The organism is Streptomyces sp. 378 (assembly GCF_030124145.1).
GTDB lineage: Bacteria > Actinomycetota > Actinomycetes > Streptomycetales > Streptomycetaceae > Streptomyces.
On sequence record NZ_JASKMS010000024.1, the window covers coordinates 106,317 to 129,444 of the forward strand.

Annotated in this window: 18 protein-coding genes; 8 read left to right on the top strand and 10 right to left on the bottom strand. The window is 71.7% G+C overall.

All coding sequences use genetic code 11. From position 1 onward, the window contains the following. Positions 1-126 precede the first annotated feature (126 nt). The gene (locus tag QNO09_RS28085; RefSeq protein ID WP_283973044.1) at positions 127-792 is read right to left on the bottom strand and encodes an HAD family hydrolase; all 666 of its coding nucleotides are present in this window, start codon (positions 790-792) and stop codon (positions 127-129) included. A 68-nt stretch (positions 793-860) separates the two neighbouring features. Then, entirely contained in the window at positions 861-1,376 is a 516-nt protein-coding gene (locus tag QNO09_RS28090) for a DUF6912 family protein (RefSeq protein WP_283973045.1), read from the bottom strand. A gap of 702 nt (positions 1,377-2,078) precedes the next feature. On the opposite strand from QNO09_RS28090, the gene QNO09_RS28095 reads away from it, so the two are divergent. Further along, complete coding sequence (locus QNO09_RS28095; protein ID WP_283973046.1) at positions 2,079-2,834, top strand: Rv3235 family protein; 756 nt, start codon at positions 2,079-2,081, stop codon at positions 2,832-2,834. 66 nt (positions 2,835-2,900) lie between these two features. On the opposite strand, the gene secA is transcribed toward QNO09_RS28095, so the two are convergent. Next, positions 2,901-5,747: a preprotein translocase subunit SecA gene (secA, locus tag QNO09_RS28100; RefSeq protein ID WP_283973047.1), complete on the bottom strand. Its 2,847-nt coding sequence runs from the start codon at positions 5,745-5,747 to the stop codon at positions 2,901-2,903. Positions 5,748-6,028: 281 nt separating this feature from the next. Between secA and QNO09_RS28105 the strand changes: the two genes are divergently transcribed. Both QNO09_RS28105 and QNO09_RS28110 read left to right on the top strand, forming a co-directional pair. Further along, a complete protein-coding gene (locus QNO09_RS28105) occupies positions 6,029-6,595 on the top strand; it encodes a GNAT family N-acetyltransferase (RefSeq protein WP_283973048.1) in 567 nt (188 codons plus the stop codon). Between the two features lie 100 nt (positions 6,596-6,695). Next, entirely contained in the window at positions 6,696-7,868 is a 1,173-nt protein-coding gene (locus tag QNO09_RS28110; protein ID WP_283973049.1) for a winged helix-turn-helix domain-containing protein, read from the top strand. Between the two features lie 9 nt (positions 7,869-7,877). Here QNO09_RS28110 and QNO09_RS28115 read toward each other — a convergent pair whose 3' ends face one another. The 7 genes from QNO09_RS28115 to mtnA form a co-directional block, all read right to left on the bottom strand. Continuing rightward, entirely contained in the window at positions 7,878-8,624 is a 747-nt protein-coding gene (locus tag QNO09_RS28115; protein WP_283973050.1) for a response regulator, read from the bottom strand. 205 nt (positions 8,625-8,829) lie between these two features. Continuing rightward, positions 8,830-9,525 (bottom strand): ribosome hibernation-promoting factor, HPF/YfiA family, encoded by a 696-nt coding sequence (gene hpf / locus QNO09_RS28120; protein ID WP_283973051.1) that lies wholly within the window; start codon positions 9,523-9,525, stop codon positions 8,830-8,832. Between the two features lie 311 nt (positions 9,526-9,836). Continuing rightward, positions 9,837-10,760, bottom strand: coding sequence for a ComF family protein (locus QNO09_RS28125; RefSeq protein ID WP_283973052.1), 924 nt, complete (start codon positions 10,758-10,760; stop codon positions 9,837-9,839). Positions 10,761-11,142: 382 nt separating this feature from the next. After that, positions 11,143-12,969, bottom strand: coding sequence for an LpqB family beta-propeller domain-containing protein (locus QNO09_RS28130; RefSeq protein WP_283973053.1), 1,827 nt, complete (start codon positions 12,967-12,969; stop codon positions 11,143-11,145). After that, positions 12,959-15,154, bottom strand: coding sequence for an MtrAB system histidine kinase MtrB (gene mtrB / locus QNO09_RS28135; RefSeq protein ID WP_283973054.1), 2,196 nt, complete (start codon positions 15,152-15,154; stop codon positions 12,959-12,961). Before mtrB ends, QNO09_RS28130 begins: the two co-directional genes overlap by 11 nt. Before the next feature lies 1 nt (position 15,155). After that, entirely contained in the window at positions 15,156-15,845 is a 690-nt protein-coding gene (gene mtrA, locus QNO09_RS28140) for a two-component system response regulator MtrA (RefSeq protein ID WP_009188938.1), read from the bottom strand. 231 nt (positions 15,846-16,076) lie between these two features. Further along, positions 16,077-17,225: an S-methyl-5-thioribose-1-phosphate isomerase gene (mtnA, locus tag QNO09_RS28145; RefSeq protein WP_283973055.1), complete on the bottom strand. Its 1,149-nt coding sequence runs from the start codon at positions 17,223-17,225 to the stop codon at positions 16,077-16,079. Positions 17,226-17,365: 140 nt separating this feature from the next. Here mtnA and QNO09_RS28150 point away from each other — a divergent pair, with 140 nt between their 5' ends. From QNO09_RS28150 to QNO09_RS28170, 5 genes are read left to right on the top strand one after another with little or no spacing between them, the layout of a single operon-like run. Then, positions 17,366-18,727, top strand: coding sequence for a DUF7847 domain-containing protein (locus QNO09_RS28150; protein WP_283973056.1), 1,362 nt, complete (start codon positions 17,366-17,368; stop codon positions 18,725-18,727). 4 nt (positions 18,728-18,731) lie between these two features. Next, the gene (locus QNO09_RS28155; RefSeq protein ID WP_283973057.1) at positions 18,732-19,499 is read left to right on the top strand and encodes a DUF4129 domain-containing protein; all 768 of its coding nucleotides are present in this window, start codon (positions 18,732-18,734) and stop codon (positions 19,497-19,499) included. Beyond that, positions 19,496-20,692, top strand: a complete 1,197-nt coding sequence (locus QNO09_RS28160) for a DUF4350 domain-containing protein (protein ID WP_283973058.1) — start codon at positions 19,496-19,498, stop codon at positions 20,690-20,692. Before QNO09_RS28155 ends, QNO09_RS28160 begins: the two co-directional genes overlap by 4 nt. After that, the gene (locus QNO09_RS28165) at positions 20,692-21,681 is read left to right on the top strand and encodes an AAA family ATPase (protein WP_283973059.1); all 990 of its coding nucleotides are present in this window, start codon (positions 20,692-20,694) and stop codon (positions 21,679-21,681) included. The genes QNO09_RS28160 and QNO09_RS28165 overlap by 1 nt, the downstream gene beginning before the upstream one ends. Next, entirely contained in the window at positions 21,681-22,991 is a 1,311-nt protein-coding gene (locus tag QNO09_RS28170) for a DUF58 domain-containing protein (protein WP_283973060.1), read from the top strand. Before QNO09_RS28165 ends, QNO09_RS28170 begins: the two co-directional genes overlap by 1 nt. Positions 22,992-23,128: the final 137 nt, after the last annotated feature.

Genomic DNA, 23,128 nt, shown 5'->3' on the forward strand with positions numbered 1-23,128 from the left:
CAAGGCTATCGCTCCTTACAGGTACTCCGTCATGAGCCGTATGTGTACAAAACCAGCCCCGGAAGTTTGACGTTCTGCACAGTGTCCCCGCGGGGTCCGGTCGGGGCTGCCGGTCAGGACCGCCCATCAGGCCGCGAGCCGCTCCGCCTCCGCGACCGCTTCCTCCAGCGTGTCCACCACAGGGACGCCGACCGCTTCCAGGCTCATCCGGCTGTGCGACCCGCCGGTGTACAGCACCGCCCGGGCCCCCACGTGCAGGGCGGCCACCGCGTCGTCCGCGGCGTCCCCGATCACCACGGTCCGCTCCGGCGCCACCCCGCTCAGGGACGCCAGGTGCCGCACCATGTGCTCGGCCTTGCTGCCCCCCGACGGCCCGGTCCGCCCGTCCACCCGTATGAAGTGCGGCTCGATCCCGAAGCCCCGCACCAGCGGGACGAGCTCCTCGTGCACGTACATGCTCAGGATCGACTGGCTGCGCCCCGCCGTCCGCCACCCGGACAGCAGCTCCACGGCCCCCGCCGTCAGCCCGCACGTCGTCCGGTGCTCGGCGTAGTACCGGTGGAAGATGTCGTCCATGGCCTCCCACTCGGCCTCGGTCGGCAGCCGCCCCATCAGCCGCTCATAGAACTTCGGCACCGGTACGCAGTACAGCTCGCGGTACTTCTCCAGCGTCAGCGGCTCCAGCCCCAGCTCGGCGAAGGCCGCGTTCGTCGCCCCGATGATCGCGTCGATGTCGTGGAACAGCGTCCCGTTCCAGTCCCAGACAATGTGCGCGCCCGTCTTCATCCCCATGCCCGAAAACGTACCCGCCTCCACTGACAATCAAGAGAACGGCGCCTCAACGCGCCCCCTCGGCCCGCTCAGGCCCCGCCCTCCACCAGGTTCCGAATCTCCTGCGTGGCGAACCACAGCAGCTCGTGGTCCTCCGCCCCGTCCACGACGAACTGCGCGTCGCCGTCCCCGCCGTCCGCCGCCGGCAGCGCCTCGACGGCCGCGGTCACGTCGGTCTCCGCGTCCGCCGCGTCGGCGTGCACCGACGCCGCCTTGCCCAGGGGCACCGCGGTCGCGACCCGCACCTCGCCCAGCGCCGCCGGATCGAGTCCGCGGTCCGGATCCGCGCTCACGGCCCGGTCGGCCACGTCGACGGCGACCACCACCCGGCGCCGCGGCGCCCCGGGCTCGGCCGCCAGCAGCCGCAGCGAAGCCAGCGCGGCCCGGCCGAGCGCCGCGTACTCCAGCTCCTCGATGTCGTCGGACACGTACCACTCGCGCAGCCCGGGTGTCACGGCATAGGCGACGAACGGCCCGGCTCCCAGCTGGCCCGCCTTGTACGCCTCGGCGAGACCGGGGAGGGTCAGGGGCACGTAGACACGCATGGCTGGCCGCTTTCGTGGTCGGGTCGGAGGGCTCCGGAGGGCCTTCAGGATACGTGCGGGGTGTCCCCTTTCGAGTCCCGCCCCATGCCGCCCGACGCGTCCACCCCGGTCCCGGAATTCACCCGGCACACCCCCGTACCGACGGGGACCGCACCCCCGACATCACCCGGATAGGTGAACATTCCGGCGCCCGCGACCCGAATTCCGCTTCCTTGCCGCCGCCCCCGTCGGCCCCGTACAAGATCACAGACCCGAAGTTACTCTCCGGTATCCACCGGGCCCACGAAACGGGGACCCATGCACAAGGTCATGACCAGGACCCAGCACCGTCCGCCCACCCACCCACCGACCCACCACGAGCCCCACCACCCGAACCCCACGACAAGTCCCACACGCGACGCTCCCGCGAACACGACACCCCCCGCTTCCGCGAACACGGCACCGGGCACACCCCCGAGTACCACACCTGGCACACCCGACAGCCCGGCACCCCGCCCTCCGGCCCGCACCGCAGCCCCCCTCCGCCACAGCACGGCACCGGGCACACCCCCCGACACCACGCCCGGCACCACGGCACCCCGCCCTCCAGCGGGCACCGCAGCCCCCCTCCGCCACAGCACCGCACCGGGCACGCCCGCGAACGCCACGCCCGGCACACTCGGCAACACAGCGCCCCGCCCTCCGGCCCGCACCGCAGCCACCGTGGGCCACAGCACCGCACCGGGCACACCCCCGACCACCGCACCCGGCACACCCGACAGCGCGGCACCCCGCACGCGTACTCCCGCCGACGCCGACGCCTATGCCACCGGGCCAGCCCCCGCCGCCCCCGGAACCACACCGCCCGCCCCTGCCGGCGCCGCACCCCCACGCTCGCCCGGCAGCGGCCGGACCCGGCCTCAGGCTGCGGGTGGCCGTCCACCGGCCTCCGCCCGCACCAGGACCTCCCGCACGCGCCCCGCGGACACGCGCCCACCGACGCCCTTCACCGCCCGCACAGCGCCCCGCAGGGCGACGGACACCACCACCCCGGCGCGCGCGAGCGTCACCGCCCCGGCCGCCCCCGAAGCCGCCCCGCGCGTCCCGGTCCAGGGCTTCCGCCCCGCGGCGGTCCCCCAGCCCCGGCCCACCGACCTCTTCGCCGACCTCCTCCTCGCCGTCCTGAGCGGGCACCGCCCCGTCCACTCGATGCTCCGCCACACCCGCGGACGCGCCTACGACGAACTGGCCTGGCTGGCCGAACGCGGCCCGCTGCGCACCCGCGGCGCCCGCCCCGTCGTCCGCGACATCGGCTACTTCGAGCCCCGCCCGGGCGCCATCGAGGCCTTCGCCCGCATCGGCGCCGGAGACCGGCTGCGCGCCATGGCCTTCCGCCTGGAACTGGGCCAGGACCTGCGCTGGCGCTGCACGGCGGTGGAGCTCGGCGGCCCCCGCCCACCCCGCCCGGAATCCGACTGAGGCCTTCACGCCGAAGGGCCGGACACCCGCAGGTGTCCGGCCCCTCAAGCCGCTACGCGACTACCGTCACTTCTTACGACGCCCGCGGCTGCGCGCCTGCTTGCGCCGCTCCGCGCGCGTGAGGCCGTCGGCCTCGGAGCGCACCGGCTCGCCGTCCTCGGTGAAGTCGCCCTCGATGGTGCCGCCCTCGCCGTCGACCGTCGGCGCGGAGAAGTGGAGGTTGCGCCGCTGCGGGACGTCGAGCCCCTTGGCGCGGATCTCCGGACGGGAACCCGCCTGGGCCGGCACCGCGTCGTGCTTCTCCAGGTCGGCCACCGGCTTGGTGTCCTCGACCGGGACCTCCTCGACCTGCTGCTCGACCTGGACCTCCAGGTTGAACAGGTAGCCGACGGACTCCTCCTTGATGCCCTCCATCATGGCGGTGAACATGTCGAAGCCCTCGCGCTGGTACTCGACCAGCGGGTCCTTCTGCGCCATGGCGCGCAGGCCGATGCCCTCCTGGAGGTAGTCCATCTCGTAGAGGTGCTCGCGCCACTTGCGGTCCAGGACCGACAGCACGACCCGGCGCTCCAGCTCGCGCATGATCTCGGAGCCGAGCTGCGCCTCACGCGCCGCGTACTGCTCGTGGATGTCGTCCTTGATGGAGTCGCCGATGAACTCGGCGGTCAGCCCTGCGCGGTCGCCGGCCGTCTCCTCCAGCTCCTCGACGGTGACATTGCACGGGTAGAGCTGCTTGAAGGCGCCCCACAGCCGGTCGAGGTCCCAGTCCTCCGGGAAGCCCTCGGCGGTCTCGGCCTCGACGTAGGCGTCGATGGTGTCGTCCATGAAGTGCTGCACCTGCTCGTGCAGGTCCTCGCCTTCCAGGACGCGGCGCCGCTCGCCGTAGATGACCTCGCGCTGGCGGTTGAGGACCTCGTCGTACTTCAGGACGTTCTTACGGGTTTCGAAGTTCTGCTGCTCGACCTGCGACTGGGCTGAGGCGATCGCACGCGTGACCATCTTGTTCTCGATGGGCACGTCGTCCGGGACGTTCGCCATCGACATGACGCGCTCGACCATCTGTGCCTTGAACAGCCGCATCAGGTCATCGCCGAGGGAGAGGTAGAAGCGCGACTCACCCGGGTCGCCCTGACGGCCGGAACGACCGCGCAGCTGGTTGTCGATGCGCCGCGACTCGTGACGCTCGGTGCCGAGCACGTAGAGCCCGCCGAGCTTCTCGACCTCGTCCTTCTCGTTCTGGACGGCCTTCTCGGCCCGCTCCAGCGCCTCGGGCAGGGCGTGCGCCCACTCCTCGATGTGCTCCTCCGGGTCGAGGCCACGCTGGCGCAGCTCCGCCTCGGCGAGGTCCTCCGGGCTGCCGCCGAGCTTGATGTCCGTACCACGGCCGGCCATGTTGGTGGCCACCGTGACGGCGCCCTTGCGGCCGGCCTGGGCGACGATCGTCGCCTCCCGGTCGTGCTGCTTGGCGTTGAGCACCTCGTGCTGGATGCCGCGCTTGCTGAGCTGCTGCGAGAGGTACTCGGACTTCTCGACGGAGGTGGTGCCGACGAGGATCGGCTGCCCCTTGCGGTGCTTCTCCTCGATGTCGTCGACGACCGCCTCGAACTTGGCGACCTCGGTGCGGTAGATCAAGTCCGACTGGTCCTTGCGGACCATCGGCCGGTTGGTCGGGATCGGCACCACACCGAGCTTGTAGATCTGGTGGAACTCGGCGGCCTCGGTCATGGCCGTACCGGTCATGCCGCACAGACCGGGCTGTTCCTTGCCGTTGTGGTCGTGGCGCTTGTAGAGGCGGAAGAAGTTCTGGAGGGTGATCGTGGCGAGCGTCTGGTTCTCGTCCTTGATCGGCACCGCTTCCTTGGCCTCGATCGCCTGGTGCATGCCCTCGTTGTAACGGCGGCCCGCGAGGATACGTCCGGTGTGCTCGTCGACGATCATGACCTCGTCGTCGATGATGACGTAGTCCTTGTCCTTCTTGAAGAGCTCCTTGGCCTTGATGGCGTTGTTCAGGTAGCCCACGAGCGGGGTGTTCACCGACTCGTAGAGGTTGTCGATGCCCAGCCAGTCCTCGACCTTGGCGACACCCGACTCGTGGATGGCGACCGTGCGCTTCTTCTCGTCGACGTCGTAGTCGCCGGTCTCCTCGATGCCCTTGAGCGGCTGGCCGGCCTCGCCGCGCTTGAGGCGCTTCACCAGCTTGGCGAAGTCCCCGTACCACTTGGTGGCCTGGTCGGCCGGGCCGGAGATGATCAGCGGCGTACGGGCCTCGTCGATGAGGATGGAGTCGACCTCGTCGACGATGGCGAAGTTGTGGCCGCGCTGGACGAGCTCTTCCTGGGACCACGCCATGTTGTCGCGCAGGTAGTCGAAGCCGAACTCGTTGTTGGTGCCGTACGTGATGTCGCAGGCGTACTGCTGGCGGCGCTGAGCCGGCGTCATGTTCGCGAGGATGCAGCCGACCTCCAGCCCCAGGAACCGGTGGACACGGCCCATCATCTCGGAGTCGCGCTCGGCCAGGTAGTCGTTGACCGTGATGATGTGGACGCCCTCGCCGGACAGGGCGTTGAGGTACGCGGGAAGGGTGCCGACGAGGGTCTTGCCCTCACCGGTCTTCATCTCGGCCACGTAGCCCATGTGCAGCGCCGCGCCACCCATCATCTGCACGTCGTAGTGACGCTGGCCGAGGACGCGCTTGGCGGCCTCGCGCACGGTGGCGAAAGCCTCGGGCAGCAGGTCGTCCAGGGTCTCGCCGTCGGCATAGCGCTGCTTGTACTCATCGGTGAGGGCGCGCAGCTCGGCGTCGGAGAGGTCGACGAAGTCCTCTTCGATGGAGTTGACCTGGTCCGCGATGCGGTGCAGCCTGCGCAGGATCTTGCCTTCGCCTGCACGCATGATCTTCGAGAGGACGGACACGGGGGTTGGTCTCCTTGCCGGTCGGGCCTGGGACGGTCGGTTACCACTTGACTTACTGAGCAACGGCCATCGTATGCGAGGACCCCGCCGCGCCGGGAGGGCCTGCTGTGACGGCGACCGTCCGCTGCTTCCATTCTGATTCACGTCTGCTTCAAAGGGGACAACGCCCGGCCCTCCCGGATGGTGCCGCGCCTCCCGGCCGAATTCGCACCGTGCGTGATCACCCCCTCACTCACGGCAAATCCATGACATCGCGCCCGGCCGCCGAGCAGAATCGGCCGATGGACCCCGTCACCCTCACCACGGACCGCCTCCTGCTGCGCCCGGTGGGTCCCCAGGACACCGACGCGGTGTACGACGCCTGCCAGGACCCCGACATCCAGCGCTGGACCACGATCCCCTCGCCCTACCTGCGCGAGCACGCCCGGAACTTCACGGAGCAACTGGCGCCGCAGGGCTGGGCGGACGGCTCCATGTTCGCCTTCGGTGTCTTCCTGCGCTCCGGAGACCTGGCGGGGATGCTCGGCATCACGATGCGCGCCCTGGGCATGGGCGAGATCGGCTTCTGGGCCGCGAAACAGCACCGCGCCAACGGCTACGTCACCGAGGCCGTCCTGACCGCCTGCCGCTGGTCCTTCACCCGCGCCGCACTCGACCGCGTCGAATGGCGCGCGGAGGTCGGCAACCGGGCGTCCCGAGCGGTGGCCGAACGAGCGGGCTTCACGATCGAGGGCACCCTGCGCTCCGCGACGAACAACAAGGGGGTACGCCGTGACACCTGGGTGGGCTCGCTGCTCCCCTCCGACCTGGGCCTCCCGTCGACGGCCCCGTACCTTCCGGCGCGCTGACCGGCTCGGCCGTCCTGCCTGCCGGCGCTGACCGGCTCGGCCGTCCTGGCGAACCCGCAGATCACATCCCCTTGTCAGTCCCACCCCCTACGCTGCGACCATGACCACCCCGCGCCCCACAGCAGACCTCTCCGCGGACGAGGCCCGCAGAATCGCGCTGCGCGCCCAGGGCTTCCTCGGCGCGCCCGACCGTCGCTCAGGCGTCCGCGGCGTCCTTCGCCACCTGGGCGCGATACAGCTCGACACCATCTCGGTCCTGGCTCGCTCCCATGAACTCGTGCCCTACGCCCGCCTGGGCGCGGTGGGCCGGAGGACGGTCGAGGACGCCTACTGGCGGGACACCCACTCCTTCGAGTACTGGTCCCACGCCGCGTGCATCCTCCCGATCGAGGAGTGGCCCCACTTCGCCTTTCGCCGCCGCGCCTACCGCAACCGCCCGCATTGGGGCCACGAGTTGCCCGACGGCGCCTACGACCAGGTCATCAAGCAGCTCCGCTCCGAAGGCCCCCTCACGGCCACGGAGTTGGGCGGCGCGAAGAAGACGAACGACTGGTGGGACTGGTCCGGCTCCAAGGTCGCCGTCGAACGCGCCCTGATGTACGGCGAGGTGGTGTGCGTGGAGCGCCGCGGCTGGAAGCGCGTCTACGACCTGGCCGAGCGGGCCGTCCCCGAGGCGCTGCTGCACGACGAGCTGGACGACACCGAGTGCCTGCGCCGCCTGGTCCGTCTGGCGGGGCGGTCGCTCGGGGTCGGGACCCGTGCGGACATCGCCGACTACCACCGCCTCAGGGGTGAACAGGTCGACGCGGTGATCGCCGATTCCGGCCTGGTCCCGGTCTCGGTCGAGGGCTGGGGCAAGCCGGCGTGGGCCGACCCCGCGGCCCTGGAGACGTCCCCGCGGGGGCGTCACCGCACGACGCTGCTGTCGCCCTTCGACTCCCTGATCTGGGAGCGGGCGCGCACGGAGCGGATCTTCGGCTTCACGCACCGCCTGGAGGCCTATGTCCCCAGGCAGAAGCGGGTCCACGGCTACTTCGCGATGCCGGTGCTGGCCGGTGGCCGTCTCGTCGGCCGCGTGGACCCGGCCCGCGAGGGCCGCACCCTGGTGGCCAAGCAGGTCACGCTCGACGGCCCGAAGGCGATCCCGGCCGTCGCCCAGGCCTTGGCCGAGGCGGCTGCCTGGGTGGACTGCGCGGACGTCCGCGTGGAGCGGGTCGACGCGCCGGATCTGCGCGAGCCCCTGGCGAAGGAACTCGCACGCCTGCTCGGCTGAGGCGGGGTCCTAGCGGATCTCGAGGATCTTCTCCCGCATCGCGTACACCACCGCTTCCATCCTGGAGTGAAGTTGCAGCTTCTCCAGGATGTTGCGGACGTGGTTCTTCACGGTGTTCTCGGAGATGAACAACTCCTTGGCGATGTCGCGGTTGTTCATTCCCGTGGCGACGAGCTTGAGGACTTCGAGTTCGCGGTCGGTCAGGCGCGGCGCGGGCACCAGCCGGCGTTCGTCCGTGCGCTGGATCATCGACTTGAACTCGGTGAGGAGTTTCGACGCCATGGACGGGCTGATCTGCGACTGCCCGTCGGCCACCGCGCGAATGGCGGTGGCCACCTCGTCCGTGGAGATCTCCTTGAGGAGATAGCCGGTCGCGCCCGCCTTGATGGCGTCGTAGAGATCGGCTTCCTCGTCGCTGATCGTCAGCATGATGATCTTGGCGCTGGGTGCCACCTCCTTGATGGAGGTGCACGCCTCGATCCCGCCCCGCTTGGGCATCCGGACATCCATCAGGACGATGTCGGGCAGCAGGTCGGCGGCCTTCTCGACGGCCTCGGCGCCGTCGCCCGCCTCTCCCACGACCTGGATGTCCTCCTCGGCGGCGAGCACGATCTCCAGACCACGGCGGAACAAGGCGTGGTCGTCCACCACGAGGACTCTGATCGGTTCCTTGCGTGGAGTCCCCGAGTCCGGGCCCATGGCGACGACGCCGTCGCCGGCATCCTTGTCACGCATCGGTCCGAAGCTGTCCGCCATCGTTCCTCCCCCTGAAGGCTGTGGCCTGAGGTCCTGAGCCATCGCCAACCCAGAGCAACGACCCACCGGTTGGGCCGTGGCCACCATGATTTCATGCCCGGACGGCACCGGGGTGCCGGAGCGGGGCGCGAAGTGGTCGCACGGGGGTGCCCCTGGGGGCGCACACGCGCTCCAGGGGCACCTGTTCCGCTGTCACCCGGCGGGGTCAGCCGCCGAGCACACCGCCCGCATCGGGGGAGTGCGCCTGGGTGACCATCGTGTCCGTGCTGAGGTGGATCACGCCGTAGTCGTAGGCGTGCCGTCGGTAGACGACACTCGGTTCCTTGGTCTCGGAGTCGACGAACAGGTAGAAGTCGTGCCCGACCAGCTCCATCTCGTAGAGAGCCTGGTCGAGGGTCATGGGCGCTGCGACGTGGGTCTTCTCGCGGACGACGATGGGGCCGTCACCCTGCACTTCCAGCGAGCCGATCTTCTTCGTGGGTACGGCCTCGGGCTCCTCCTCGGAGGACGGCACCAGGCCGTTTCCGTTGAGCGTCGCCACGCCCGGAACGTGGTCGGCGACCTCGGCGGCCGGGATCCGGCGCGCTCCACGGCGCGAATACCGCTTGTCGTGCTGCCTGCGCAGCCGGGCTTCCAGCTTTTCCGCCGCCAGGTCGAGCGCCGCGTACGGATCGCTCGCCGCTGCCTCCGCCCGGATCACCGGACCGCGGGAGCGGAGCGTGATCTCCACTCGGTCACTGCGGTCGGCCTGTCGGGGGTTCGGCTCCTTGGACACCTCGACGTCGAGGCTGATCACCTTGCCGTCGAGCTTCTGGATCTTCTCCAGCTTCAGCTTCTCGGCCACGTGCTTCCGGAACCGCTCGGGCACCTCGGTCTTGCGGCCCTTGACGACGATGTCCACGCAGAACTCCGTTCCCGGATCGCTCCGCTTCGATGCGGAGCGTCTCCCTTTTGCACCAGGTTCCGGTGAGCCCCGGAACCTCGGACTCGGTGACTTCCACCTCCTCCCCCGTGGGCAAGATCTCCATTCCGCCGTCGCGAGTGATGAAGAGAAACGCGCGGCACGGCATTCGGATTTGAGAGGTGTGGCCTGCGGCTTTCCCTCTCAACCGAACATATCTCGCCCGGACGGATGTCGTCACCCTCTACCGCGGCGTACCTCCGTTCAGGTGAATAGGTCTTCTCGTTACCTGCAACGACACAAGATCTCAGTCAGTTCCGGTTTATTTCCAAAGAGTCCGGAGATGCCGCGACGACTGCCGCGCACACCACGTCGACGACCCCGTCCGCGTCATCCGCGCCCGCGATTCCCCGCCGGGCGGGCCGCCGACCCGTCCTCTCTCGCCTTGATCCGACGTTCTGTTCCTCTCTGCTTTCCCACGTCTCTCGCCCGTACACGGCCGAAGTCCCCGCAGCATTCGGAATCGGCCCCGTCGCCCTGTCCGAGATCGCAAGCCTGTACGACACCGCGCGCACGGCTCGTGCGGCCTCCGCGAGAGAGGCCCCGGTGGTCATCACGTCGTCGACGAGGACGACCGGCCCTCCGGAGAGCAGCCGGGCACCTACGGGAGCCACCTCCAGGGCGCCCGCGAGATTGTCCAGCCGCTGCCGGGAGTTGAGCCCCGACTGATCGGCCACGGCCCGCCGCTGTCGCAGCACGCCGAGCACCCGGGCCGGCACTCGCCTCCGCCGCAACTCCACCGCCGCCGCGAGCGCGATCCGCCGGGTCGGATCATGCCCCCGGGCCCGCACGGCCCGCCGCCCGGACGGCACCGGCACGAGCAGCACAGGAGCTCCGCCACCCCGGGACCGCGCCATCCCGGCCGCAGTCGGCTCCAGGGCGCCCCGGAGCCCCGCCCGCACGGCCTCCGCGAGCGCCGCCCCGAGCGGCCCGGCCAGCGCCAGAGCGCCCCGCTCCTTGTGGGCCAGCAGCGTCGCCCGCACCTCGTCCGCGTACCGGGCCGCCGCGTGCACCACGGGCAGTCCGGGCGGCTCCGGCACCGGTCGCACCCGACGCACCGCAGCTCCGCTCAACACCGCACGGCAGCGCGCGCACAGCACCGTACGCAGCGCGCCGCAGCCCCCGCACTCGCCCGGCAGCACCAGGTCGGTCAGGTCCTGCCACCACTTCCGCATGGCCACCACTGTGCCCACCCGGGCCCGGCCCGACCACCCCTGTGGACAACCCCCTGTGGACAACCAGCCGCGCCGCGACCCGACCGTCCCCCACACGAGTGGAGCCCGCACGCGTGAAGCCGTGCAGCGGACCATCGCGGAGGACGTGCCGGTGCTGGAGCCCGCACGAGCGACGCCCGCGCCGAGATTTACCCCCCCCCAACAGCCCCGCCCCGACCGTTGGCACCCCCGTGAACCACCACACCCCACACCAGCGGCACCCCCGTGAACCCCACACCCCGAACGCCGACGGCCGCCCCTCCCGAGTCCGTCCTCGGCAGAAGCGGCCGCCGCCCGCGTTCAGCGCACTCCGGCACACACCTGCGGCCGGGACGCTCACACCTCACCCCGGATAAACCGGCGCCGTCCCCTCCGTCACCTTCTGCCACTGCTCGCCCGACGGCAGCCGGACGATGCCGTCCACCGAGTACGCCACCAGCGGCAGCTGGTCGTCCTCGGCGGCGGTGACGTCCTTGACGCCGGTCAGGGCCGCGGGCGCCGGCACGTCCGGCGTGGAACCGTCGACCTGGACGTACCGCATCTGCTCGACGCCCCCGTGCTCGCGCCCGACCACGACGAGCCGGCTGTCCCCGGCCCACGACATGGCCGTGACCTCTTCCAACTCCGGTGTTGCGGAGCGCAGTTCGACCACACTGACGGCCGGCTCACCGCCCGGCTTCTCGCCCCGCTCGATCAGCCCGATGAGCAGGGTCTTCTTGCCGCCCTTCTCCACGACGAGCGCGATCCGCACCCCGTCGGCGGCCACCCGCACGGACTGGATCCGTCCGTCCAGGTGCGGCATGCGCACCTCCAGCGGATCGCCCTTGCCCTCCTGGAGGAGGAGCAGCCGGGGATGGTCGGGGTCGCGGTCGGCCACCCACAGACCGTCGTCCGCGTCCCAGCTGGGTGTGGTCAGCCGCTGCTTCTCGGCCCCGCCCCGACTGCGCAGCACCGGCTCGCCCAGCGAACCGCCCGAGACCAGCGATCCCACATACAGCGATCTGCCGTCGAGGCTGACACCGGCCGCGGTGTGCTCGTCACGCGAGACCGCCACCGACCGCAGCGCCGTTTCACCCTCGCCGAGTGCCCCCGGCGCCGGTTCCGGATCGGTGTCGCTGTTGCCCGCGGCGATCCGTACGAGCCGGTGCTTGCCGTCGACGAAGTACAGGTAGTCGGGGTGCCGTGCCGCGCCCCGGGAGGCCGCCGCTTCGGCCGCTTGCTGTGTGAGTGAGCACAGGTCCTCCCCGCCGGCCCGCAGCTCGACCTCGTCCACCGCGGGGCTGAGTTTCCGCAGCGTGAAGAGCAGCTGGGCGGCCATCTCCTCGCACCGGTTGGTGCCGACGCCCGCGGCCTTGTCGTTGAGCGGAACGGTCAGCTTGTTCCGGTCGTCGGGCGTCAGGGCGCCGGCGTCCTTCGCCAACGCCGTACCGGTGGGGAAACTCGACCTGACCACGGGCCCCAGCCATCGCGTGGGCCCGTTGAGCAGGGAGCTCACCATCTGCGTCATGGGCTCCACGCGCCGCCGCACGTAGACCGGGTCGGCGACCGCCGTCTGTGACTTCGATCCGGCCGCGTCGGTGTTCGAGGCGAAGTAGTACTTGCTGACGGACATGTAGTTGCGCTGGAAGTCCGACTCGCCGATGACGACACCCTGCGGCAGCGCGTCGATCCGCCACTGCCCCTTGCTGTCTTGCGTCAGGTGCACGCTTTTGCCGTACGCCCCCGTGGCGGGCGCGTACGCCTGCTGCGCGTCGACGGTGGCGACCTTGGCGCCGGTCAGCATGTACGAGATCGCGCCGCTGTCCTCTCCACCGCCGCCCGCCTCGGGCTTGGCGCCCGGCCCGTCCGTCAGCACGGTGGTGGACGCCTCGGGCCGCCAGGTCTTCGCGGCGTCGCCGGTCAGATACTGGCGTGCCGTCTTGTAGTGCGGATCGTCGCTGGTGAGCGCCTCCAGGAAGCCCTGCACGATGTCCGAGGGCGGCGCGTCCTCCCCCGGCGGCACGGCGAACACCCGCACCTGCGTCTCCTGGCGGGGGGTGGACTCCACGCCCCGCAGATCCCCGCTGTCCGGCATCGAGGCGCACCCCGCCAGCACCAGGACGCCACCGGCGGCGTACACCATCACACGCGCCGGCCTGCGCCGGCCGCGCCCCTCGCGGTCAGCGCCCACGAGATGCCTCCCCTTGCCTGTCCACGTCCCGGGGCCCGGCCACCCGGCCACCCGGTCCCGCGGAGCGGTCGTCCTCGTTCCGCGGCCCGTTCACGACCGGATTCCGGGTCGGCCCGGTCCGGCCGTCGGCGCCCTCGCCCCGCCCCGTGCCCTCCGGGTCACTCACACCCGCGCCGGGAGCCGACTGCTCCGCCCCCGCCGCCCGGTCCTGCCGCCGCGTGCCCGAGGCGGGCCTGGGCACCACACGCGAACCATTGCCGGGCAGAGCCGTCGGGTCCGCCGTGGGGGCGACACGCGGCGGTATCGGGTCCCGCTTCGCGCCCTGCGGCACCGGCCCGCTCATCGGCTGCGCCGGCACGGTCGCCCGCTTCTCGCCGTCTCCACCGCCGCACGGCAGGCCGGCGTCGTCGAGGCCCCGGTTCCGCCGTGAATCCTTGGGCTCCAGCGGTATCGGCGAGCCCCGCAGCGGCTCGTCGGCGGTCCTGGGCAGCGTCAGCCGGAACTGCGAACCGCCCCCCGGCTCGCCCCACGCCTGCAGCCAGCCGCCGTGCAGCCGCGCGTCCTCCAGGGCGATCGACAGCCCCAGCCCCGTACCACCGGTGGTCCGCGCGCGTGCCGGGTCGGCCCGCCAGAAGCGGCTGAACACACGGGTCGCCTCGCCCGGCTTCAGCCCGACCCCGTAGTCCCGCACCGCCACGGCGACGGCACCACCGGCCGCGGCGAGCTTCACGACGACGTCCCTGCCCTCACCGTGCTCGACGGCGTTGACGACGAGGTTGCGCAGCACCCGCTCCACGCGCCGGGCATCGGCCTCGGCGACGACGGGCTGCTGGTCCCCGAGGACCCGGATGCGGGTGCCCTTGCGCTCCGCGAGCGGCTCGGCCCCGCTGACGACACGCCGCACGACGTCCCTGAGGTCTACCGGCTCCGCCTCCAGGGCCGCGGCGCCCGCGTCGAACCGGCTGATCTCCAGCAGGTCGGCGAGCAGCGACTCGAACCGGTCCAGCTGGTCGGCGAGGAGTTCCGCCGACCGGGCGGTCACCGGGTCGAAGTCCACACGCGCCTCGTGGATGACGTCCGCGGCCATCCGGACGGTCGTCAGCGGCGTACGCAGCTCGTGCGACACGTCCGACACGAACCGCCGCTGCATCCGCGACAGGTCCTCCAGCTGGCTGATCTTCAGCTGGAGGTTCTGCGCCATCTTGTTGAAGGCCTCGCCGAGCCGCGCGATGTCGTCCTCGCCGGTGACCTTCATACGTTCCTGAAGCCGCCCCGCCGACAGCCGCTCGGCGACCCCCGCCGCCATCCGCACCGGCGTGACGACCTGCCGCACGACGAGCCAGGCGATGGCCCCGAGCAGGACCACGACGAACAGCCCGGCCGTCGCCAGCGTGCCCTTGACCAGGCTCAGCGACTTCTCCTCCTGGGTGAGCGGGAAGAGGTAGTACAGCTGGTACGGATCGCCGTTGGGGTCGTCGACCTGCATGCCGATGACCAGGCCCGGCTGGGAGTCCTTGGTGGCGTTGTTGTAGGTGATGCGGGTGTAGCTCTGCGCGGCCGCCGTACTGCTGCCGACCCGCTCCCGCAGGTCCGCGGGCACGCTCCTGCTCCAGTCCACCTCGCCGGAGGCCCGCTGTCCGCGGCCGCCCGCACCGTGCGCGCCGGAGGCCGGGAGCGTCACCACGTCGAAGGCGCCCTGGCCGCCGCTGGACAGCGAGGAGACGAGGTCACTCATCCACGGGGTGACGTTCTGCGCGGGGCGCCCGCCCGCCGTGGCGGCGTCGTCGCCGGTGCCGCTCGCCTCCTCGTCGGCCCGCTGCTTGGCCACCGCGAACCCGCCCGTGGCCTGGCTCTGGGACGCCTTCACCTTGGCGTCCAACAGGCCGTTGCGCACCTGCCCGATGACGACGAAGCCCAGCAGCAGCACCACGCCGAGCGACATCAGCAGCGTCGTGACGACCACCTTGAGCTGGATGTTGCGCCGCCACAGCCGCATGACGGGCAGCAACGGCCGGCGCACCCACCGCATGAACAAGCGGATGACCGGGCTGCCCTGAACGCCGCCCTGGAGCAGCCCGCTCTCCAGGAACCGCGCCCAGCGGGAGTCGGACTTCTTCCGCCCGACAGGCCGCTCCGGGCGGGCCCCGGACCGGCCGGGCGCCGAAGCGGCACTGTCTCCGGACATGTCAGCTCGGCCCTGCCTTGTACCCGACACCACGGACGGTCACCACGATCTCCGGCTTCTCCGGGTCCTTCTCGACCTTGGAACGCAGCCGCTGCACATGCACGTTGACCAGCCGCGTGTCCGCCGCGTGCCGGTAGCCCCACACCTGCTCCAGCAGCACCTCGCGCGTGAACACCTGCCACGGCTTGCGCGCCAGCGCGACCAGCAGGTCGAACTCCAGCGGCGTCAGCGCGATCGACTGCCCGTCCCGCTTCACGGAGTGCCCGGCCACGTCGATGACCAGGTCACCGATGGCGAGCTGCTCCGGAGCGGGCTCCTCCGACCTCCGCAGCCGCGCCCGGATGCGGGCCACCAGCTCCTTCGGCTTGAACGGCTTCACGATGTAGTCGTCGGCACCGGACTCCAGGCCCACGACGACATCGACGGTGTCGCTCTTCGCGGTCAGCATCACGATCGGCACGCCCGACTCCGCCCTGATCAGGCGGCACACCTCGATGCCGTCCCGGCCGGGCAGCATCAGGTCGAGAAGCACCAGATCGGGCTTGGCCTCGCGAAAAGCGGCCAGCGCCTTGTCGCCGTCGGCCACGAACGACGGCTCGAAACCCTCACCACGCAGCACGATGCCGAGCATCTCGGCCAGTGCGGTGTCGTCGTCGACGACAAGGACTCGTCCCTTCATAAACGACATCATCCCATTCTCATAACGGTGGCGAAGGCAGTGGTGAGGTAGCTCACCGGCCAGTGACCATAGTCGCAGTAAGCGCTACTGTCTGCTCTCGCCCGCCCTCCCATGATCTCGACGCGGACGAGACCCGCCCGATTTCACGGCTCCCCAAGGGCGTGGAGAGCCGCAGAACCGAGCGGGGCGAACCGAAGGTGCCAGGAACCCGCCTCGCCCCGCGAACCCTCCGTAGTCGCCGACTCAGTCCGCCGACACCCGTCGGGACCGCGCACACACCTCGGCGAGCGCCTCCGCCGTCACAGGCGAAACGACACCCTCCTCCGTGACGATCGCCGTCACCAGCTCGGCCGGGGTCACGTCGAACGCCGGGTTGTAGGCCTGCGTCCCCAGCGGCGCCACCGCAATCCCACCGCCCGCCTCCGCACCGGCCACCGGCACCTGCGGCGCGGTCACCTCCGTCACCTCGTGCCCCGGGCGCTGCTCGACCTCGATGGACGCACCGTCCGCGGTGTCCAGATCCACCGTCGTCACCGGCGCCACCACGATGAACGGCACATGGTGGTACCGCGCCAGCACCGCCAGCGGATAGCTCCCGACCTTGTTCGCCACCGAACCGTCCGCCGTGATGCGGTCCGCCCCGATCAGCACCGCGTCCACCTCGCCCGCGGCGAACAGCGACCCCGCCGCGTTGTCGGTGAGCAGCGTGTACGCCATCCCGCTGCGAGCCGCCTCGTACGCCGTCAGGCGAGCCCCCTGCAACAACGGCCGCGTCTCGTCCACCCACAGCCGCCGCAGCCGGCCCATCCGGTGCGCCGCGAGCGCCACCGCGAACGCCGTCCCCTCCCCGCCCGACACCAGCGAACCGGTGTTGCAGTGGGTGAGGATCCGGTGCCCGCCTCCGGGCAGCAGCTCGTCGAGCAACGCCAGCCCGTGCTCGGCCATCCGCCCACTGGCCTCGGCGTCCTCCCGGTGCAGCTGCCGCGCCGCGGCCAGCGCCGCCGCGGCCGCCCGCCGGACGTCACCGCCCTCGGCGAGCGCCGCCCGGTGAGCCGCCTGGGCCCGGCGCACACCCACAGCCAGGTTCACCGCGGTCGGCCGGGCACTCGCCAGCGCGGAGGCGGCCTCGTCCACGTCGAAGCCCCGCACGGCCGCGAGCGCGACCCCGTACGCCCCCGCGATGCCGAGCAGGGGCGCTCCGCGCACGGCGAGCGAGCGAATCGCCTCCACGAGTGCGGACGCGTCCGTACAAACCAGTTCGACCTCCTCGACGGGCAGCCTCGTCTGGTCCAGGAGGACCAGAACGGGGCCTTCCGGTGGCTCTTCCCAGCGGATCGCGGGGATCTCGGTCGGCCGCTTGTCGTCACCGCTGCGCGTGTACTGATCAGCCATGCCGTCAGTCTGCCCCCTATCGGGCGGACAATTGAAGGTACCCAGCCCCTACCTCGGCCGGTCATTCCAAGACCACCCCATGGCACGATGGCTGCCAACCTGCCGCCGCGACCGCGGACGGGCACCGTGAAGGAGCGACGATGAACGACACTCCGGGCTGGGCCTCGCCCGGATCCGCCCCGTCCGACGGACAGAAGCCGGATCAGTCCGGCCCTGCCGAGCCCACCGACCGCCCCGGACCCGCACAGCCCGCGGACCAGCCGGCCCAGCCCGGCCAGACCCCGCAGGACCCCGGTCCGCAGTGGTCCAAGGAGCAGCCGCCACCGGCCCAGTGGTCCGCCCCCAGCGGCCCAGCCGTCCCCGGCCAGGCTCCCCCGCCCCCGCCGCCCGGGCCGGGAGGCTGGGGCACCCCGCCTCCCGGCGGCCAGGGCCCCGGCGGATACGGCCCCGCCGGCCGACCCGGACACGGCGCCCCCGGCGGCTGGGGAAGCGGCTGGGGCGGCCCCCCGCCCGCCGCCAAACCCGGCGTCATCCCGCTCCGCCCGCTCGGCGTGGGCGAGATCCTCGACGGCGCGGTCTCCACCATGCGCACCTACTGGCGCACGGTACTGGGCATCTCGCTCACCGTCGCCGTCCTCACCGAGGTCATCGTCGTCCTGTTCCAGGGCCTCGTCCTGGACGACTCCTCCACCGACGCCCTCAACGATCCCAGCGCGACCCTCAGCGAGCTGACCCGCGCCATGGGCGACGCCATGCTCAGCTCCACCGTCGTCTTCGTGATCTCCCTGGTCGGCACCGTCATCGCGACCGCGCTGCTCACCACCGTCACCAGCCGCGCCGTCCTCGGCAAGTCGGTGACCATCGGCGAGGCCTGGCGCGACGCCCGCCCTCAGGTCTTCAAACTGTTCGGCCTGATCTGCCTCTTGCTGCTCATCACCGCCGGCATCGTCACCGTGGGCAGCCTGCCCGGCATCATCGTCGGCGTCACCGTGAACGGCGGAGCGGGTGTCGCCCTGACCGTGCTCGGCATCATCGGCGCCGGCATCGTCGCCCTGTGGCTGATGATCCGCTTCTCCCTCGCCTCGCCCGCCCTGATGCTGGAGAAGCAGGGCATCAAGAAGGCTCTGATCCGCTCCGCCAAGCTCGTCCAGGGCACCTGGTGGCGGATCTTCGGCATCCAGCTGCTCGCCACGCTCATCGCGAGCGTCGTCGCCTCGATCATCGTCATCCCCTTCACCCTCCTCGCCGCGGCCCTCAGCGGCGACGGCCTCACCGGCTGGCTCAACACCGGTGCGGGCGGCCTCGGCTGGACGTTCCTCATCATCAGCGGCATCGGCTCGGTGATCGGCTCCATGATCACGTTCCCGATCACGGCAGGCGTCACCGTGCTCCTGTACATCGACCAGCGCATCCGCCGCGAGGCCCTCGACCTCGAGCTGGTCCGCGCCGCAGGCGTCCAGGGCCACGGCTCCCCCGCCCCCGGCGCCACCCCGGGGAGCTGATGCGGTGAGCAGGGCGGGGGAACTTCTCACCACGGCGCTGCCACGCGCCGGCATACGGACACTGCTGAGCGCCGGCGACACCCCCCTGCTGTCGCCGGCCCGCTCCGCCGACGATCCGCCCCTCACCCTCCCGCGCGATCCCGCACGGGAGGCGGCCCGGCGTGAGCTGTCCAAGCGGATGTACCACGAGAACGACCCCAGCCTGTTCCAGCGCGCCCTGGACGCCTTCTGGGACTGGCTCGGCAAACTCTTCAACGCCACCTCGGCCGCCACCCCCGGCGGCACACTCGGCCTGATCGTCATCATCCTGGCCGTCATCGCGCTCCTGGCCGCCCTGTGGTGGCGCCTGGGCACCCCCCGCCGCCAACCCGCTTCTTCCGCCGCCCTGTTCGACGACGGCCCCCGCAGCGCCGCCGACCACCGCGCCACCGCCGAGGCACACGCCGCACAAGGCCACTGGAACCAGGCCGTCCAGGAACGCATGCGGGCCCTCGTCCGCGCCCTGGAGGAACGCGCCCTCCTCGACGTCCGCCCCGGCCGCACCGCCGACGAGGCCGCAGCCGAAGCCGGCCGCGCCCTGCCGGCCCACACCGACCGGCTGCGCACCGCCGCCCGCGACTTCGACGACGTGACGTACGGCGGCCGCTCGGCGACAGAGCAGTCGTACCACCGCATCGCGGAACTCGACCGCGAACTGGAACGCACCAAGCCCCAGCTCACCGCGAGCAGCGCGGGCACGGCCGGCAAAAGCCGCCAGGGAGCCGCCGAATGACCACCGAGGCCACCCTCTCGCTCACCTCGGCCTCGCCCACCGCCCGCCAGGTGTGGACCCGCGCCCGCGGCATCGCGCTCGCCCTCGTGGTGCTCCTCGTGGGAGCCGTCGCCATCGCCCTCATCCGCTCCGACGCCCGCCACGGCGAACTCGACCCGCGCTCCGCCGACCCGGGCGGCAGCCGCGCCGTCGCCGAACTCCTCGCAGACCGCGGCGTGGACACCCGGGTCGTCACCACCTTGGACGACGCGGCCGCCGCGGCCGGACCCGACACCACCCTCCTGGTGGCCGCCCCCGATCTGCTGACTCCCAGCCAGCAGACCCGCCTGCACCGCGCCTTCGCCGACTCCCGCGGGCGCACCGTCCTGGTCGCCTCCGGCAGCGCCTCCATCGAACGGCTCGCCCCCGGCGTCACCGCCGACCCCGCCACCAGCCTCGACTCGGCACTCTCCCCGGACTGCACCCTGCCCGCCGCCCGGCGCGCAGGCACCGCCGAGACCGGCGGCGTCCGCTACACGACGACCCACCTCGGCGCGGACCAGTGCTACCCCAGCGAGCGTCTGGCCACCCTGCTGCGCATCCCGGACGCGCGCGGGGACGGCGACACCATCGTCCTGGGCGCGCCCGACATCCTCCTCAACGACCGCCTCGACGAGCAGGGCAACGCCTCGCTCGCCCTCCAGCTCCTCGGCTCCCGCCCCCATCTCGTCTGGTACCTCCCCTCGCTCTCCGACACCCCGGCCACCGACGCCGACGACCAACGCGGCTTCTTCGACCTGCTCCCCTCGGGCTGGCTCTGGGGCACCCTGCAACTCTTCATCGCCGCAGCCCTGGCCGCCCTCTGGAGGGCACGCCGGCTCGGCCCCCTCGTGGCCGAAAAACTCCCCGTCGCGATCCGCGCCTCGGAAACCGCCGAAGGCCGCGCCCGCCTCTACCGCAAGGCCGACGCCCGCGACCGCGCGGCCGACGCTCTGCGCTCCACCACCCGCACCCGCCTCGCCCCCCTCGTAGGCGTCCCCGTCGCCCAGGCGAACACGCCCGAGGCCCTGCTCCCCGCCCTGTCCGCCCACCTCCACGGCGACGGCCGGGACCAGCACGCACTCCTCTTCGGACCACCGCCCAGCGACGACACAGCACTCATCGCACTCGCCGACCGACTCGACGCCCTCGAAAGAGAGGTACGCCGTCCATGATGGACCCGACCACTGACAACGCCGGGCAGACCGGGGACCCGGGCACCGCCCGAGACGCCCTGGAGGCCCTGCGCGCCGAGATCGCCAAGGCCGTGGTCGGCCAGGACCCCGCCGTCACCGGCCTCGTCGTCGCCCTGCTCTGCCGCGGCCACGTCCTCCTCGAAGGCGTCCCCGGCGTCGCCAAGACCCTCCTGGTCCGAGCCCTCGCCTCCGCCCTCGAACTCGACACCAAACGCGTCCAGTTCACCCCCGACCTCATGCCGAGCGACGTGACCGGTTCCCTGGTCTACGACACCCGCAGCGCCGAGTTCTCCTTCCAGCCCGGCCCGGTCTTCACCAACCTCCTCCTCGCCGACGAGATCAACCGCACGCCTCCCAAGACCCAGTCGTCCCTCCTGGAAGCCATGGAGGAACGCCAGGTCACCGTCGACGGCACGCCCCGCCCCCTCCCCGACCCCTTCCTGGTCGCAGCAACGCAGAACCCGGTCGAGTACGAGGGCACCTACCCCCTCCCCGAAGCCCAGCTGGACCGCTTCCTCCTCAAGCTCACCATCCCCCTCCCCTCCCGCCAGGACGAGATCGACGTCCTCACCCGCCACGCCGAAGGTTTCAACCCGCGCGACCTCCGAGCCGCCGGCGTCCGCCCCGTGGCGGGCCCCGCCGACCTGGAAGCAGCCCGAGCCGCCGTCGCCGAGACGACCATCTCCCCGGAGATCACCGCCTACGTCGTCGACATCTGCCGCGCCACCCGCGAGTCGCCGTCCTTCACGCTCGGCGTCTCACCACGAGGCGCCACGGCCCTCCTGGCCACCGCCCGCGCCTGGGCCTGGCTGACCGGCCGCGACTACGTCATCCCGGACGATGTGAAGGCACTCGCCCTCCCCACCCTCCGGCACCGCGTACAGCTCCGCCCGGAGGCCGAGATGGAAGGCGTGACGGCCGACTCGGTCATCAACGCGATCCTCGCCCACGTCCCCGTCCCACGCTGATGGCACTCACCGGACGCGCCGCCCTCCTCGCGGCCCTGGGCTCCCTCCCCGTCGGCATCTGGGAGCCCGGCTGGACGGGCATCCTGGCGGTCAACGCCCCCCTGGCCGTGGCCTGCGCCTGCGACTTCGCACTGGCCGCCCCCGTACGCCGTCTCGGCCTGACCCGCTCCGGCGACACCTCCGTACGCCTGGGCGACACGGCGGACGTGACCCTCACCCTCACCAACCCATCCGGCCGTCCCCTCCGCGCCCGGCTCCGTGACGCCTGGCCCCCCAGCAGCTGGACGCCGGGCACCGAAATGACGGCCTCCCGCCACCGCATCACAGTCCCGCCGGGCGAACGCCGCCGTGTGACGACCCGTCTGAGCCCCACCCGCCGGGGCGACCGCCAGACCGACCGCGTCACCATCCGCTCGTACGGCCCCCTCGGCCTCTTCGCCCGCCAGGGCACCCACAAGGCCCCCTGGACGGTACGCGTCCTCCCACCGTTCACCAGCCGCAAGCACCTGCCGTCCAAACTGGCCCGCCTGCGCGAACTGGACGGCCGGACCAGCGTCCTCACCCGCGGTGAAGGCACGGAGTTCGACAGCCTGCGCGAATACGTCCCGGGCGACGACACCCGCTCCATCGACTGGCGCGCCACAGCCCGCCAGACCACGGTCGCCGTCCGCACCTGGCGTCCCGAGCGGGACCGCCACATCCTCATGGTCCTCGACACCGGCCGCACCTCGGCCGGCCGCGTGGGCGACGCCCCCCGCCTGGACGCCGCCATGGACGCGGCTCTTCTGCTCGCCGCCCTCGCCTCCCGCGCCGGCGACCGCGTGGACCTTCTCGCCTACGACCGTAAGATCCGCGCCCTCGTCCAGGGCCGCACCGCGGGCGACGTCCTTCCCGCCCTGGTCAACGCGATGGCCACGCTCGAACCGGAACTCGTCGAGACGGACGCCCGAGGCCTCACGGCCACCGCCCTGCGCACGTCCCCCCGCCGCTCCCTGATCGTCCTGCTCACGTCTTTGGACGCGGCTCCCGTGGAGGAGGGCCTGCTCCCGGTCCTCCCTCAGCTCACTCAGCGGCACACGGTCCTGGTGGCCTCGGTGGCGGACCCGCATATCACTCGCATGGCCAAGTCCCGCGGAGATGTCGACGCTGTCTACGCGGCCGCCGCAGCCGCCCAGGCCCAGTCGGAACGTCACCGCACCGCAGAGCAACTCCGTCGCCACGGCGTCACGGTCGTCGACGCCACACCGGACGACCTGGCGCCGGCACTGGCGGATGCGTACTTGGCGTTGAAGGCGGCCGGGCGCCTCTGAACGAAAGCGAGCCCCGAAAGGGGCCCTAAACGCAGAAAACCCCCGCATCCGAAGATGCGGGGGTTTTCACAAGAATTGTTCGGCGGCGTCCTACTCTCCCACAGGGTCCCCCCTGCAGTACCATCGGCGCTGTAAGG

What these genes read in the sequence shown, in the direction of transcription:
- QNO09_RS28165 (WP_283973059.1), top strand. Translation starts at nt 20,692, where the DNA reads ATGGACCCGACCACTGACAACGCCGGGCAGACCGGGGACCCGGGCACC.
- mtrA (WP_009188938.1), bottom strand. Translation starts at nt 15,845, where the DNA reads ATGATGTCGTTTATGAAGGGACGAGTCCTTGTCGTCGACGACGACACC.
- mtrB (WP_283973054.1), bottom strand. Translation starts at nt 15,154, where the DNA reads ATGTCCGGAGACAGTGCCGCTTCGGCGCCCGGCCGGTCCGGGGCCCGC.
- QNO09_RS28105 (WP_283973048.1), top strand. Translation starts at nt 6,029, where the DNA reads ATGGACCCCGTCACCCTCACCACGGACCGCCTCCTGCTGCGCCCGGTG.
- QNO09_RS28115 (WP_283973050.1), bottom strand. Translation starts at nt 8,624, where the DNA reads ATGGCGGACAGCTTCGGACCGATGCGTGACAAGGATGCCGGCGACGGC.
- QNO09_RS28170 (WP_283973060.1), top strand. Translation starts at nt 21,681, where the DNA reads ATGGCACTCACCGGACGCGCCGCCCTCCTCGCGGCCCTGGGCTCCCTC.
- QNO09_RS28160 (WP_283973058.1), top strand. Translation starts at nt 19,496, where the DNA reads ATGACCACCGAGGCCACCCTCTCGCTCACCTCGGCCTCGCCCACCGCC.
- QNO09_RS28085 (WP_283973044.1), bottom strand. Translation starts at nt 792, where the DNA reads ATGGGGATGAAGACGGGCGCGCACATTGTCTGGGACTGGAACGGGACG.
- QNO09_RS28125 (WP_283973052.1), bottom strand. Translation starts at nt 10,760, where the DNA reads ATGCGGAAGTGGTGGCAGGACCTGACCGACCTGGTGCTGCCGGGCGAG.
- QNO09_RS28090 (WP_283973045.1), bottom strand. Translation starts at nt 1,376, where the DNA reads ATGCGTGTCTACGTGCCCCTGACCCTCCCCGGTCTCGCCGAGGCGTAC.
- mtnA (WP_283973055.1), bottom strand. Translation starts at nt 17,225, where the DNA reads ATGGCTGATCAGTACACGCGCAGCGGTGACGACAAGCGGCCGACCGAG.
- QNO09_RS28110 (WP_283973049.1), top strand. Translation starts at nt 6,696, where the DNA reads ATGACCACCCCGCGCCCCACAGCAGACCTCTCCGCGGACGAGGCCCGC.
- QNO09_RS28150 (WP_283973056.1), top strand. Translation starts at nt 17,366, where the DNA reads ATGAACGACACTCCGGGCTGGGCCTCGCCCGGATCCGCCCCGTCCGAC.